The organism is Bradyrhizobium iriomotense (assembly GCF_018130765.1).
Taxonomy (GTDB): Bacteria; Pseudomonadota; Alphaproteobacteria; order Rhizobiales; family Xanthobacteraceae; genus Bradyrhizobium; species Bradyrhizobium iriomotense_A.
In genome coordinates this window covers 43,075-57,786 of record NZ_JAFCJZ010000027.1, presented here as the reverse complement: position 1 = coordinate 57,786, position 14,712 = coordinate 43,075, and the positions used below count along the sequence as shown (strand labels likewise).

Annotated in this window: 13 protein-coding genes; 9 read left to right on the top strand and 4 right to left on the bottom strand. The window is 66.2% G+C overall.

The annotated features are described in order from the left end of the window. Positions 1-34: 34 nt before the first annotated feature. The 4 genes from JQ635_RS33560 to JQ635_RS33545 form a co-directional block, all read right to left on the bottom strand. Positions 35-1,075, bottom strand: a complete 1,041-nt coding sequence (locus tag JQ635_RS33560) for an ABC transporter permease subunit (RefSeq protein ID WP_211414053.1) — start codon at positions 1,073-1,075, stop codon at positions 35-37. After that, a complete protein-coding gene (locus tag JQ635_RS33555; protein ID WP_211414052.1) occupies positions 1,068-2,591 on the bottom strand; it encodes a sugar ABC transporter ATP-binding protein in 1,524 nt (507 codons plus the stop codon). The genes JQ635_RS33560 and JQ635_RS33555 overlap by 8 nt, the downstream gene beginning before the upstream one ends. A 130-nt stretch (positions 2,592-2,721) precedes the next feature. After that, positions 2,722-4,167 carry a xylulokinase gene (xylB, locus tag JQ635_RS33550; RefSeq protein ID WP_211414051.1) on the bottom strand — a complete coding sequence of 482 codons (1,446 nt, stop codon included), beginning with the start codon at positions 4,165-4,167 and terminating at the stop codon, positions 2,722-2,724. A 13-nt stretch (positions 4,168-4,180) separates the two neighbouring features. After that, on the bottom strand, positions 4,181-5,104 hold the full coding sequence (locus tag JQ635_RS33545) for a LysR family transcriptional regulator (RefSeq protein WP_211414050.1): 924 nt from the start codon (positions 5,102-5,104) through the stop codon (positions 4,181-4,183). A 108-nt stretch (positions 5,105-5,212) separates the two neighbouring features. Between JQ635_RS33545 and JQ635_RS33540 the strand changes: the two genes are divergently transcribed. The 9 genes from JQ635_RS33540 to JQ635_RS33500 are packed head-to-tail and all read left to right on the top strand — an operon-like array spanning position 5,213 to position 14,711. Continuing rightward, on the top strand, positions 5,213-5,536 hold the full coding sequence (locus tag JQ635_RS33540; RefSeq protein WP_080139770.1) for a Dabb family protein: 324 nt from the start codon (positions 5,213-5,215) through the stop codon (positions 5,534-5,536). Continuing rightward, complete coding sequence (locus JQ635_RS33535; protein WP_211414049.1) at positions 5,533-6,612, top strand: maleylacetate reductase; 1,080 nt, start codon at positions 5,533-5,535, stop codon at positions 6,610-6,612. The genes JQ635_RS33540 and JQ635_RS33535 overlap by 4 nt, the downstream gene beginning before the upstream one ends. A 4-nt stretch (positions 6,613-6,616) precedes the next feature. Then, positions 6,617-7,981: an amidohydrolase family protein gene (locus JQ635_RS33530; protein WP_211414048.1), complete on the top strand. Its 1,365-nt coding sequence runs from the start codon at positions 6,617-6,619 to the stop codon at positions 7,979-7,981. 21 nt (positions 7,982-8,002) lie between these two features. Further along, complete coding sequence (locus JQ635_RS33525) at positions 8,003-8,905, top strand: NAD(P)-dependent oxidoreductase (protein WP_211414047.1); 903 nt, start codon at positions 8,003-8,005, stop codon at positions 8,903-8,905. Positions 8,906-8,920: 15 nt separating this feature from the next. Next, the gene (locus tag JQ635_RS33520; protein ID WP_211414046.1) at positions 8,921-9,805 is read left to right on the top strand and encodes an intradiol ring-cleavage dioxygenase; all 885 of its coding nucleotides are present in this window, start codon (positions 8,921-8,923) and stop codon (positions 9,803-9,805) included. 60 nt (positions 9,806-9,865) lie between these two features. Continuing rightward, positions 9,866-11,260 carry an FAD-linked oxidase C-terminal domain-containing protein gene (locus tag JQ635_RS33515; RefSeq protein ID WP_211414045.1) on the top strand — a complete coding sequence of 465 codons (1,395 nt, stop codon included), beginning with the start codon at positions 9,866-9,868 and terminating at the stop codon, positions 11,258-11,260. A gap of 10 nt (positions 11,261-11,270) precedes the next feature. Then, positions 11,271-12,794 (top strand): sugar ABC transporter ATP-binding protein, encoded by a 1,524-nt coding sequence (locus JQ635_RS33510; protein ID WP_211414044.1) that lies wholly within the window; start codon positions 11,271-11,273, stop codon positions 12,792-12,794. Then, entirely contained in the window at positions 12,787-13,737 is a 951-nt protein-coding gene (locus JQ635_RS33505; protein WP_211414043.1) for an ABC transporter permease, read from the top strand. Before JQ635_RS33510 ends, JQ635_RS33505 begins: the two co-directional genes overlap by 8 nt. Beyond that, on the top strand, positions 13,734-14,711 hold the full coding sequence (locus JQ635_RS33500) for an ABC transporter permease (RefSeq protein ID WP_018316000.1): 978 nt from the start codon (positions 13,734-13,736) through the stop codon (positions 14,709-14,711). Before JQ635_RS33505 ends, JQ635_RS33500 begins: the two co-directional genes overlap by 4 nt. Position 14,712: the final 1 nt, after the last annotated feature.

Below are 14,712 nucleotides of genomic sequence, written 5' to 3'. Positions count from 1 at the left end.
TGCGCACCGAACCTTCAGGTTCTGGCGGAGCCCCCTAAGTCCTGGCGGAGCCCTGCAACCGGTAGCGATCGAGTGCCACGGCGCCGATGATCACCAGGCCCTTGATCACATATTGCCAGATGTCGGAGACACCGATGAGGATGAGGCCGTTCGAGAGCACGGCGATGATCAGCGCGCCGACCAGCGTGCCCCAGATCGAGCCGATACCGCCGACGAAGGAGGTGCCGCCGAGGATCACGGCGGTGATGGCATCGAGCTCATAGGACTGACCGAGCTGCAGGCCGTTGGCCGCATAGAGCCGCGCCGCCTGCATGGCGCCGCCGAGCCCGGCGAAAAGTCCGGAGACGCCGTAGACGAAGATTAGCACGGCCCAGACCTTGATGCCGGCAAGCCGCGCCGCGCTTTCATTGCCGCCCACCGCGTAGATGTGCACGCCGAGCACGGTCCGGCGCAGCACCAGCCACGAGACGAAGATGACGAACAGGGCGATCACCGAGAGCCACGGGATCGACGCGACGCCAGGGATGAGCGTCAGCGAGCCGTTGCCGATGAAGGCATAGGGAATGGAGGGGTTGAACACGGTGGTGTCGGCCCCGAGCAGCCGCGCCAGACCGCGCACCGCGGTGAGCGAGCCGAGCGTGACGATGAAGGGCGGCAGGCGAAGCAGCGCGATCAGCGCGCCGTTGACGACCCCGAAGCCAAGGCCCGTGAGCAGCGCAGCCGGCAGCCACAGCATCCCAAGCTCCGGCAGCTTGGAGAGCGTCAGCCCGGCCATCGCGGAAGCCGCCAGGATCGAGCCGACCGAGAGGTCGATGCCGCCGGTGAGGATGACGAAGGTCATGCCTGCGGCGAGCACGGTGTTCACCGCGGCCTGCTGCAACACGATGCCGAGATTTTGTCCGGTAAAGAAGCGGCCCTCGGAAAGAACATGAAAGCCGATACAGAGGATCAGCAGCACCGGCAGCATCCCGAGCGCGCTGATCAGCATCCGCATCCGCTGGCGCCGTGTCTCTGCGGCGGCGCCGTTGGTCGTCGCCGGGGCGGGCTGGGCCTCCGAAGCACCATTGTCAGGCATCGATATGCTCCATCCCCGTGGCAAGCGCCATAATGTCTTCCTGCGTCAGCGGCGAATTCGGGCCGCGGGTGACCTCGCCGGCGATGTGCCCACTACGCATCACGACGACGCGGTCGCAGATGCCGATGATCTCGGGCAGATCGGAGGAGATGACGAGAATCGCGGTGCCGGCCTTGGCGAGATTGTCGATGATCGAATAGATCTCGGACTTGGCACCGACGTCGACGCCACGCGTCGGCTCGTCGAGGATGAGGACCTTGGGCGCAATGGCGAGAAGGCGCGACAGCAGCACCTTCTGCTGGTTGCCGCCGGACAGGCCGCCGGCGGGGACACCGACATTGGCGGCGCGGATGCTGAGCCCGACGAAGGCCCGGTCGGCGCGCTCACGCGCCTTATCGCGATCCAGGACCCAGCCGAGCTTCGCATCGCGTCCGAGCACGGCGAGATTGATGTTGTCGAGGCACGACATGTCCAGGAACAAGCCGAGCGCCTTCCTGTCCTCGGTCAGATAGGCGATGCCGGCCTCGAGCGCCTCGCCCGGCGTGCGGATCTCGACCGGACGTCCCTCCAACTCGAGCCGGCCGGAGGTTTTCGACGCCGCGCCGATGATGAGATGCGCAAGCTCGGTGCGGCCGGCGCCGATCAGGCCGGCAAGCCCGACCACCTCGCCCGCATGCACGGTCAGCGAGCAACCCTTGACGCGCTGGCCGTCGGCCATGTCGATCGCCGAGAGCACGGGATGTCCCCGCCCCGCTTCGGGATCGTGATCCTTCTTGTAGAACGAGGAGACGTCGCGCCCGACCATCAGCCGGACGATGGTGTCGGCGCGGATCTCAGGCTTGTCGAGTGAGCCGACCAGCCGGCCGTCGCGCAGCACGGTGACGCGGTCGCCGAGCGCATAGACCTCGTCCATGCGATGCGAGATGTAGATGATCGCAAGCCCCTCGGAGCGAAGCTGGCGGACCAGCGCGAACAGCCGCTCGCTTTCGGCGGCCGACAACGATGTGGTCGGCTCGTCCATGATAAGGATCTTTGATCTGGCGTGCAGCGCACGCGCGATCTCGACCAGTTGCCGCTGGCCCATGGAGAGGTGCGCCACCAGCGTCGACGGCAGGAAGTCCGCACCCAGCCGTTTCAGGATCGGGCCGACGCCCTCGCGCATGGCGCCGCGTGCCAGCAAGCCTGCGCGCGACATCTCCCGTCCCAAATAGATGTTCTCGGCAACACTGAGATTGGGCGCCAGCGACAGCTCCTGATAGATGATGGAGATGCCCGCGGCGCGGCCGCCGAGCGGACCTTCGATCCGCACCGGGTGTCCTTCGATGCGGATCTCGCCGCCGGGATCAGGCCGGTAGGCGCCGGACAGGATCTTCATCAGCGTCGACTTGCCGGCGCCGTTCTCCCCCATCAGCGCATGAATTTCGCCGGCATAGACGGTGAGATCTACGGCACGCAGCGCCCTGATGCCGAAGAAGGTCTTTGAGACCCCGCGCATCTCGAGGATCGGATCGTTCATCGTGCCTCCCGGCGCACAATGCGTTTCCCACCCGCGTCTCAATCAGTCTGTCAGCGCGGTTCGCGCATTAAACAAAAGGCCGCAGGCCAGGGCAATACCGAACAGACGGGAATGCAGCATCAAGGCGAGGCTAGTGGCGCGGCCGATACAGTTCGCGCCAGGCCGGAAGCCGCTCGGCATAGGCATCGGCCAGTCCAGCGTCGGGTTCAAACGTCTCGACGCGCTGCGGCCGCGTGCACACGGCGGCGATTGCCTCACCCGTGACAGCAAGCCGCCCCAATCTTGCCGCACCGAACGCCGCGCCGGTCTCGCCTCCGGCGAAGCGATGGATCGGAATGTTCAGCACGCCCGCCAGCACCGCGAGCCAGTACGGGGATCGTGAACCGCCGCCAATGACATCGGCTTCGGCAATCGCAATGCCGGCATCCGCAAGCACGTCGCGGCAATCGGCGAGCGCGAAGGCAACGCCCTCGAGCACCGCCTGCACGATCTCCCCGCGATCGGTGCCATGGCTCAAACCGTCGAGCATGCCGCGCACGGCGGGATCGTCGTGAGGCGTCCGCTCACCTGCGAGATACGGCAGGAAGCTCACCGGCGACGGCGCCTGCGGGCGCGCTCCAAGCGGCGCCAGCAACTCGGCTTCGGTGACGCCAAACAGGCGCGCAGCCCAGGCGAGGCAGGAGGCGGCCGAGAGGATCGCGCCGGCCTGAATCCACATGCCGGGAATGGCGTGGCAGAACGTGTGCACGACGCGATCGGGATTGGCGGCTATTCTGTTGGTCGGCGCCAACAAGGCACCCGAGGTTCCCAGCGATACGAATGCGGTTCCCGGCTCGATCGCGCCGATACCGACGGCGCCGGCCGGATTGTCGCCGGCACCGCCCGCGATGATCGGCGGCCTGGCCATGCCCCAGCGCCGCGCGAGCTCGCTGCGTAGCGTCGTTGCCGGCGCGCATCCCTCGACCAGACGCGGCATGTGATCGCGCGACAGGCCGGTTGCTGCCAGTGCGGCGTCCGACCAATCCCGGCGCGCAGCGTCGAGCCAGAGCGATCCCGATGCATCCGAGACATCCTCGATGGCCTCGCCTGATAGCACCAGGCGCAAATAGGCCTTCGGCAGCAGAACGAGTTTCGTCGCCGCAAAGATCTCCGACTCGTGCGTCGCGATCCAGAGCAGTTTTGGCGCGGTGAATCCAGCCATCGCCTTGTTGCCCGTCACAGCACGCAGCGCAGGCCAGCGCTGCTCCAGGATACGGCACTCGGCGGCAGCGCGTCCGTCGTTCCAGAGGATGCAGGGCCGCAAGGGTCTCAAGCTCGAGTCGAGCAGCGTGGCGCCATGCATCTGGCCGGACAGTCCGATGCCCCGGACCGCCGCCAACGCGTCGGCGTGCGACGCCTTCAGGGCATCCAGCGTGGCAAAGGTCGCATCGATCCACTGCGCGGGGTCCTGCTCGTAATAGCCCGATTGCGGCGAGGCGGTCGCAAGCAGCCGGCTCTCGCTTGCAATCACGCGCTGGGCATCATCGACGAGAACGGTCTTGACCGCCGAGGTGCCGAGATCGATGCCGAGATACATGGATGCTTCCCGTCTACTTCGTCGCGTCGATCCATATCCCCGGCTCCGAATGCTCGCGGATATGGGCGACCAGGAAGTCGGAGAAGACCCTGATCTTGGCGGGCAGGCCGGCGCGGTTCTGATAGGCGATGTTCATGGTGAGCAGCGGCAGCTCCCAATCCATCAGGACCGGAACGAGACGGCCCGCCGCGATGTCGTTCTGAACGATGTAGAGCGGCTGGATGAGGATGCCGAGCCCGGCGAGTGCCGCACCGCGGATGACCTGGCCGTCATTGCTGTCGAGCGTCGGCGCGATGCGGACAGTCTGCGCGCCATGGCCTTTGCGCAGGCGCAGTGAATAGGGATCGTTGGCGAGATTGTAGACCAGCATGTTGTGGCGAGCGAGATCGGCTGGCTGTTCAGGCGCGCCGCAGCTTGCGAGATAAGAGGGCGCGGCCGCGAGCACGCGCCGCATCTGGCCGATGCGGCGGACGATGATGTTCGAATCCGGCTCCTGCTCGCGCGTGCGGATCGCCACATCGATGCCGGCCTCGATGAAATCAGGATAGCGGTTGGCGGTCGTGATCTGCACGTTGAGCTTCGGGTAGCGCGCGCGGAAGGCGGGCAGCATCGGCGCGAGATAGATCACCGCAAAGGACAGCGAACTGGTGACCCGCAGCATGCCTTGCGGCGACAGTGCGCGATCGCTGACGATGTCCTCGGCTTCCGCCAATTCGCTCAAGACCCGGCTGGAGCGCTCCAACAGCTCCTGTCCCGCCTCCGTCAACCACAGCCGGCGCGTGTTGCGCTCGATCAGGCGAACGGCGAGGCGCTCCTCGAGCGCGCTGAGATGGCGGCTCGCGGCTGCGTTCGACATGCGCAGCGCCTCGGCGGCCTTGGACAGGCTGCCGAGCTCGGCCGTCTTGGAAAACACCTCCAGCTGGAGCAGGCGGTCCATTTTTTCGCAAACAGGAAAAGAGACTTGCGATTATTGGTCTTTATTTCCGTCTTCCGCAAGCCAAAATGGCCAGAACACAAGCAGAATAGCAGGCGAGGAAGCAGGGAAATGTCGGGCCCGATCAGGCACATCGTGATGTGGCGGCTGCGTGGGGAGACCCAAGAGGAGCGCTCCGCCGCCCGGATCAAGGTCAAGACCCTGTTCGAGGGCCTCAAGGGCCGGATCGACGGCCTCACCCATATCGAAGTTGGCATGGACGTCAGTGCCGTCGACTACGCCTGCGACGTGGTCCTCTTCTCCGAATTCACCGACCAGGCCGCGCTCAGCGCCTATGCCAATCACCCCGAGCATTTGCGCGTCCGCGAGGCGCTGGGCGACTTGCGGATCGGACGCTTCCAGGTCGATTATCCCATCAAAGAGACCGGCGCATGATCGGTTCGTTCACCTTTGAAAACCTGCCCTGCCGTGTCGTGTTCGGCAGCGGAACGCTGGCTTCGGCCAAGGCCGAGGTCGAACGGCTCGGCGGCAAACGCGCGCTGGTGCTGACAACGCCGCAGCAGGAGGCCCAGGGCAAGAGCCTGGGGGCCGCGCTCGGCCCGCTCTATGCCGGCATCTTTCCTGGCGCCACCATGCACACGCCGGTCGAGGTCACGGAGCGCGCGCTCGCAGCGATGAAGGCGTGCGAGGCCGACTGTGTCGTCTCGCTCGGCGGTGGCTCGACCACCGGCCTCGGCAAGGCGCTGGCCCTGCGCACCGGCGTCAACCAGCTCTGCATTCCCACCACCTATGCCGGGTCGGAGATGACACCGATCGTCGGCCAGACCGAGAACGGCCTGAAGACCACGGTGCGCGACGCGGCGATACTGCCGGAGACCGTGATCTACGATGTCGACCTCACCCTGACGCTGCCGGCGAGCCTGGCTGCGACATCAGGCATCAACGCGATCGCGCATGCGGTCGAAGCGCTCTATGCACGCGACACCAATCCCGTGACCTCGCTGATGGCGGAAGAAGGCATCCGCGCGCTGGCGCGCGCCCTGCCCGCAATCGCTGCGAAAAGCGACGATCGCGAGGCCCGCACCGAAGCACTCTATGGCGCATGGCTGTGCGGCGTCTGCCTCGGTACCGTCGGCATGGCGCTGCACCACAAGCTCTGCCACACGCTCGGCGGCACTTTTGATCTGCCGCATGCGGAGACCCATACCATCGTGCTGCCCCATGCGCTGGCCTACAACGCGCCGGCCGTGCCCGACGCTATGGCCCGCATTTCGCGCGCGATCGGCGCTGCCGATGCATCGCAGGGTCTCTACGACCTTGCGAAGGGACTGGGCGCAAAGCTGGCGCTACGCGATGTCGGCATGCCCGAAAGCGGCATCGACAAGGCGGCCGATCTCGCCGTCACGAACGCCTATTGGAACCCGCGCCCGCTCGAGCGCAATGCCATCCGCGACCTGATCGCACGCGCCTGGGCCGGCGAGCCGCCGGGCGCCGCCAAAGCGGCGGCGTAACGCGATGCGGCGCACGCTGATCAGATCGGCCACCGTCATCAGCATGGATGACGCGATCGGCGACCTCGGCACCGGCGACGTGCTGGTCGAGGGCAGCCGCATCGTCGATGTGCGGCCGTCGATCGACGTCGCGGCCGACACGGAGATCGTCGACGGCAGGGGCCGCATCGTCATTCCCGGCCTCATCAACGCGCATATGCACACCTGGCAGACGGGCTTGCGCGGCTTTGCCGCGAACTGGACGCTGCTGGAATATTTCCGCCGCATGCATGCCGGTCTCGCGACTGTGTTCCGGCCCGACGACATCCATATCGCAACGCTCGTCGGCGCGCTGAACCAGATCAACCACGGCGTCACCACGCTGGTCGACTGGTGCCACAACAACCCGACGCCCGATCACACCGACGCCGCCGTCCGCGGCCTGATCGAAAGCGGCATTCGCGCCGCCTTCTTCCACGGCTCGCCCAAACCGGAGCCGAAGCCGGGCGAGCCGCATTTCTCGGAAGTGCCGCATCCGCGCCGCGAGGTCGAGCGGCTGCTGGCAGGTCCCCTCGCCGATCGCGACGGCCTCGTCACGCTCGGGCTCGCCATTCTCGGTCCGCACTACTCGACGCTCGATGTTGCCATGCACGATTTCCGCCTGGCGCGCGAGCTGAACCTGATCGCATCCATGCATCAGGGCGGCGGACCAGCCAAGACGCCTGATGGCTGGGAGAAGCTGATCGAGGCCGGCCTCGTCGGCCCCGGCATCAACATCGTCCATGGCAACGATCTGCCCGACACCTTGCTGGATCGGATGATCGATCTCGGCGTGTCGTTCTCGGTGACGCCCGAGAACGAAATGATCCAGGGCCACGGTTTTCCGATCACCGGGCGGCTGCTCAAGCGCGGCGTGCGGCCGACCATCGGCATCGATCTCGAATCCGTGCTGGCCGGCGATCTCTTCTCCGCCGCCCGCGTTGCCCTGTCGATGCAGCGGGCGCTCGACAATGCGCAGTCGCGCAAAGCGAGCGGCACCATTCCGGCGAGCACCACGATCCCCGTGCGGGAAGCGCTGCGTTGGATCACGACGGAGGGCGCCCGCATGCTCGGCCGCGAACACCGGATCGGATCGCTGACGCCGGGCAAGCTCGCCGACCTCGTCATCATCAACGCCTCCGATCTCAATCTCGTCCCAATGCACGATCCCGTCGCGACCGTGGTGATGCAGACGAGCCTTGCCAATATCGAGTCCGTCATGATCGGCGGCGCCTGGAAGAAGCGGAACGGCCGGCTGCTGGTCGAGGGGCTGGAGACGAAGAAGGAGCTGCTGGCGCAATCCGGCCGGCGGCTCGTTCAGGACATCGAACGACAGGGACGCGCCGCCTGACGACGCCAATGGATAACAACAATGACTGACACGCCAAAGAGCGTCGCTTTCGTCGGGATCGGCAAGATGGGCCTGCCGATGTCAGCGCTCGTCGCCAAGGCCGGCTACGCCGTCACCGCATTCGACCAGAGCGCGGCGCGGATCGATGAGGCTCGCGCGCAGGGCATTGCGATTGCCGCCTCGCCGACCGAGGCCGTTAGCGGCAAGGCCGCCGTCATTACGTCTCTTCCCGATGACGCCGCCCTGCGCGGCGCCCTGCTCGGCCCTACCGGCCTGATCGCCGCGATGGCGCCCAAAACCGTTCTGATCGAGACCAGCACCGTGAGCGTCGAGGCATCGACCGAAGTTGCAACCGCAGCGCAGGCGCGCGGTATTGCCTATCTGCGCTCCCCGGTCTCCGGCAATGCCAGCATCGTTCATACCGGCGCCCTCACCTGCTTCGTCTCAGGTCCGAAGGACGCTTTCGAAAGCGCAAAGCCGCTGTTCGCAGCCTTCACCCGCGCCCAGACTTATCTCGGGCCGGCCGAGGAAGCCCGCTACGCAAAGCTCTCGGTCAATCTGATGATCGCGGTATCGGCGGCGATGATGGCGGAGAGCCTGGCGCTGGCGCGCAAGGGCGGCATCGCCTGGCAGGACATCTTGAAGGTGCTCGACGACAGCGCGGTCGCCTCCCCTATGGTCAAGTACAAGACCGCGCCGCTGCGCACGCGGGACTTCGAGTCCACCTTCTCCTGCAAGCAGATGGCCAAGGATCTCGATTTGATCCTCGGCGCCGGCCACGCCGTCGGCGTGCCGCTGCAGCTCGCCGCACAAGTACGCGAGACCTATGGCTCGCTGGTCGCCCAGGGCGACGGCGACACTGATTTCATCGCGACCGTCAAGCATCTCGAGCGGTTGTCCGGCCTCGGTGAGCCCAAACTCTGATCCACGGAGCCCCCTATGCGTAACTTCAACGAGAACACGATCACGGACGCGGTGCTGGAGCGGATCGCGGGCGCAACCGATCCGCGCATCAAAGAGGTCAGCGAAGCGCTGGTGCGGCACTTGCACGCCTTCGTCCGCGAGGTGCGGCCGACCCAGAAGGAATGGGAGTACGGCATCGACTTCCTGACCCGCACCGGGCACATGTGCGACGACAAGCGCCAGGAGTTCATCCTGCTGTCGGACACGCTCGGCGTTTCCATGCTGGTCGATGCGATCAATCATCCGGTGCCGGAGGGCGCGACCGAGACGACCGTGCTCGGCCCGTTCTTCGTCCAGGCCGCACCGGAGAAGGACAGCGGCTCGGATATCTCCGGCCCGATGGAAGGCGATCCGATGCTGGTCACCGGCTCGGTCTCGACCGTCGACGGCAAGCCGCTCGCGGGTGCCGTCGTGGATGTCTGGCATTCCGACGATGACGGCTATTACGATGTGCAGCAGCTCGACCAGATCGGCGATCTCGCGATGCGCGCGCGCTTCCACACCGACAGCAACGGCCGCTTCCATTTCTGGTCGATCAAGCCTGCCGCCTATCCGATCCCGCATGACGGCCCGGTCGGCGACATGCTGGAGGCGCAGGGTCGCCATCCGTGGCGGCCGGCGCATGTGCATTTCATGATTTCGGCGCCCGGTTTCGAGCAGCTGGTGACGCATGTGTTCGTCGCCGGCGACCAGTATCTCGACAGCGACGTGGTGTTCGGCGTCAAGGACAGCCTGATCCGCGAATTCGTTCGTCATCCCGCCGGCCGTGCGCCGGATGGTCGCATGGTGGACAGCGACTACTTTCATCTCAACTATGATTTCGGCTTGAAGCAGGTTGCGAGCAGCGCAAGAGCCGCCTAAGCCAAACGACAACGCAGCGGGCCGATAAGAGTCCGTGATCGGGGCAGACAGGGAGCAAGGATGGGACCGCGGGTCAGCACGAGCATATTGGCCGATCGCCTCACCGGCATGATCGGTCCGCGCGCGAGCGTTGCGCGCGGCGTGCTCGATCAGCATGGGCAGAGCGAGTCGCATTATCGCAATTTGCCGCCTGACATCGTCGTCTTCCCCGAGACGACGCAGGAGGTGGCCGAGATCGTGAAGCTGTGCGCGAGCGCGGGCATGCCGATCGTCCCGTTCGGCGCCGGGACCTCGCTCGAAGGCAATGCCGCGGCGGTCGCGGGAGGCGTCTGCTTCGACTTCGCGCGCATGAACAAGGTGCTGGCGGTCCACGACAGCGACATGGATGTCGTGGTGCAGCCCGGCATCACCCGCAAGCAGCTCAATGCGGAGCTGCGCAACACCGGCCTGTTCTTCCCGATCGACCCCGGCGCCGACGCCTCGATCGGCGGCATGACCTCCACCCGCGCCTCCGGCACGATGGCGGTGCGCTACGGCACCATGAAGGACAATGTCATGGCGCTGGAGGTGGTGCTCGCGGACGGGCGCGTGATCCGGACAGCGAAGCGCGCGCGGAAGTCGGCCGCCGGCTATGACCTGACGCGCATGTTCGTCGGTGCCGAAGGCACGCTCGGCGTCATCACCGAGATCACGCTGAAGGTGCATCCCGTGCCGCAGGCGATCTCGGCCGCGGTGTGCAGCTTCGACACCCTGCACGATGCCGTCGACACCGCGATCTCCGTGATCCAGTCCGCGATCCCCGTGGCGCGCATCGAGCTGGTCGACGATGTCATGATGCGCGGCATCAACGCCTACGCCAAGCTCGGATATCGCGAAGCGCCCACCCTGTTCTTCGAATTCCACGGCTCGGAAGCCTCCGTCGCCGAGCAGGCCGAGGCAGCACAGGCCATCGCTGCCGACCATGGCGGCCACGGCTTTGCCTGGGCCAAGGCACAGGAAGACCGCAGCCGGCTCTGGCACGCCCGCGACAACACGCTCTATGCGGGCCTGGGCCTGCGGCCCGGCGCCCGCGCGGTGATCACCGACGTCTGCGTGCCGATCTCGCGGCTGGCGGAATGCCTCACCGAAACGCGGCGCGATGCGGATGAGCACGGCTTCACTGCGCCCATCGTCGGCCATGTCGGCGACGGCAATTTCCACATGCTGATCCTGATCGATCCGGCCAAGCCCGAGGAGGCCGAAGGCGCCAAGGCGCTGCAGGCCCGCATGGTCGCCCGCGCCATCGCCATGGACGGCACCTGCACCGGCGAGCACGGCATCGGGCTCGGCAAGATCGACTATCTCGCTGACGAGCTCGGCGAGGCCGTGGATGTCATGCGATCGATCAAGACGGCGCTCGATCCTGATGGACTGATGAACCCTGGAAAGATCTTTGCAGGCGGAGCCAAGGCATGAGTGATAAGGCATGAGCGACGCGCTCCCGATCGAAGTCACCTCGCCTGTCCCGCTGCTGGAGCTGCGCGGCATCAGCAAGGAGTTTCCCGGCGTCAAGGCGCTGGATGACGTGTCCTTTGCCGTCTATCCCGGCGAAGTTCACATGCTGCTCGGCGAGAACGGCGCCGGCAAGTCGAGCCTGATGAAGGTGCTGTGCGGCGCCTACCGCGCCGACGCCGGCGAGTTCTACTATAACGGCGAGAAGGTCGCGATCTCATCCACCGCCGACGCGCAGCAGCTCGGCATTGCCGTGATCTTCCAGGAATTCTCGCTGGTCCCCTATCTCGACATCGCCCAGAACATCTTTCTGGGACGCGAGCCGAAGGGCCGGATTCCCGGCACCATCGACCGCCGCAGGATACTGGCCGATGCGAAGCGCGTGCTCGACACGATCGGCTTCGATATCGATCCCTCCACCACCGTCGACAAGCTAGGGGTGGCACAGCAGCAGATGGTCGAGATCGCCAAGGCGATCAGCCAGAATGCCCGCATCCTCGTGATGGACGAGCCGACCGCGGCGCTGTCCGACCGCGAGACCGAGCTCTTGTTCGCGCTGATCGCGCGGCTGAAGGCGGACGGCGTCTCCATCGTCTACATCTCGCACCGCATGGCCGAGGTGTTCGCGCTCGGCGACCGCATCACGGTACTGCGCGACGGCCGGCGCATCGACGGCGTCCGACCGGCCGACGTCACGCCGGACCAGCTCGTCCGCATGATGGTCGGCCGCAACGTCGACATGACCTATCCGCGAAATTTTGCCGACAAGCCCGGCGAACTGCTGCTCGAGGTCAAGGGCCTGACTTCGTCCACCGGCATCGCCGACATCAACATCGAGGTGCGGCGGGGCGAGATCGTCGGCCTGTGCGGTCTGGTCGGCTCCGGCCGCAGCGAGGTCGCGCGCGCCATCTTCGGCGCTGATCCCGTGACCTCAGGCGAGATCGTCTTCGACGGCAAGACCATGTCGGGCGAGCCTGATCTGTCCGCCCGCCGTGGCATCGCACTGATCCCGGAGAGCCGCAAGAGCGAAGGTCTCGCGCTGCTCCGGTCCGTCGGCGACAATCTGGTGGTGTCCGCACTCAAGAAGCTTTTTCCGAGCGGCCTGTTCGACCAGCGCAGCGCGCAGCGCACCTCCGACGGCCTGATCCGGCAGCTGCGCATCGCGACGCCCAGCGCGCGGCAGACCGTCGGCCTGCTCTCCGGCGGCAACCAGCAGAAGGTCGTGATCGGGAAGTGGCTCGCTGCCGGGTCAAAGCTTTTCATCTTCGACGAGCCGACGCGCGGCATCGATATCGGCGCCAAGTCCGAGATCTTTGCACTGATCGACCGGCTGGTCGCCGAGGGCGCGGCGGCGCTGATGATCTCGTCCGAGCAGGTCGAGATCTGCCATGTCTGCGACCGCGCCTATGTGATGCGCGAGGGGCGCATCGCCGGACATTTGACACGCAACGAACTGACCGAGGAGAACATCGTGCGACTGGGGATGCATCATGCGTGAGGCCGCGGTCGTCTCGGAGCCCAATCCGCTGCAACGGATTCCCGGCGTTGCCATCGTGCTGGTGCTGCTGATCGCGCTGTTCAGCGCGATCGCGCCCGGCTTCCTGTCGGTCGCCAACCTTTCCAACGTGCTGGTGCAGTCGACCATCCTGACCATGCTCGCACTGCCGATGACCTTGATCATCATGACCGAGGGGCTCGACTTGTCGATGGGTGCGGTGCTGACGCTGACCTCGCTCTGCGTCGCGATCGTGTCGCTCGCGACCAAGTCGATGCTGCTCGGCCTTGGCGCCGGCCTCCTCGTCGGCGCGGCCTTCGGCGTCGCCAACGGCTGGCTGATCGCGATCCTTGGCATCCCGCCCTTCGTCGCTACGCTCGGCACACTCGGCATGGCGCAGGGCCTCTCGCTGATCGTCAGCGACGGCCAGAGCGTGGTCGGCATCCCCCACAGCGTGCGCGACATCTACTCGGCGACGTTGCTCGGCGTGCCCGTGCCGATCGTGATGGCGCTGGTAACTTACGCAGCGTTCCACGGCCTGCTCTATCACACCCGCTTTGGCACCTACATCTTCGCGCTCGGCGGCAATCGCGAGGCGCTGCGCTATGCCGGTCTCTCGCCGAACAAGCTGCTGATCGCGGTCTACGCAATCGGCGGCGCCATGGCCGGCATCGCCGGCTTGCTGATGACCGCGCGGATGAATTCCGGCCACCCGACCGCCGGCCTTGGCCTCGAATTCGATGCGATCGCCGCCGTCGCCGTCGGCGGCACCTCGTTCGAACGCGGCAATGGCTGGCTGCTCGGCACGCTCCTCGGCGTGCTCTCCGTCGGCGTCTTGCGCAACGGGCTGAACCTGATCTCGCTGCCGTCCTCGGTGCAGGTCGCAAGCGTCGGCGTGCTCGTGATCGTTGCCCTGTTCCTCGATGGCCTCCGGAGCCGCGCATGACCGACATCACCAAAGAGGCGATGATGCCGCCCCGCTCGTTCCTGTCGCAGGATGCGATCCAGGTGTTCTATCGCCTGCTCGCCGCGCTCCTGATCTGCGCGGTGCTCGCCGTGCTCAGCGATTCCTTCCTCAGCCTCGGCAACATCCTCAACGTGCTCCGGCAGGCGAGCCTGACCTTCTTCATCGCCTCCGGCCTGACGCTGGTGGTGCTTACTGCCGGCCTCGATCTCTCCGTCGGCGCCAATGTCGCGCTGTCGGCCTGTATCGCCGGCACCGTGATCCACAAGACCGGCTCGCCTGCGCTCGGCATCCTCACCGGGCTTGCCTGCGGCGGCATCGTGGGCCTGCTCAACGGCATCATGGTCACCGCGCTCCGCATCCCCTCCTTCATTGCCACCTACGGCATGCTCTGGGTGCTGAACGGCCTCACCTATTGGTACATGGCGGGCGAGACCCTGCACGGCTTCCCGGCGGGCTTCCGCCAGATCGGCAGCGGCTATCTGTTCGGCCTGCCCATCCCGGTCTATCTGCTGCTGGTGTTTCTCGGGATCGGAACGCTGTTCGCGCAACGCACGATCTGGGGCCAGGAGATCTACGCGATCGGCGCCAATCCGGTCGCAGCACGACTATCAGGTATCCCCGTCGCGCGCCGCTTGCTGCTGGTCTACGCGGTCTCCGGCACCATGGCGGGCCTTGCCTCGATCATCTTCCTGTCGCGCCTCAATTCGGCGGAAGCCGACATCGGCGAAAGCCTGACGCTGCCGGCGATCGCGGCTGTGCTGATCGGCGGCACCTCGCTGTTCGGCGGCGTCGGCACCGTGTTCGGCACCTTCATCGGCGCGCTGATCCTGACGCTGGTGCTGAACGGCATGAACCTTTTGTCGGTCAGCGCCAATTGGCAGCCGCTGGTGACAGGCATCATCGTCATTCTCGCGGTCTGGCTCGACATGAAGACGCGCCGCCGCGCGCAATGAG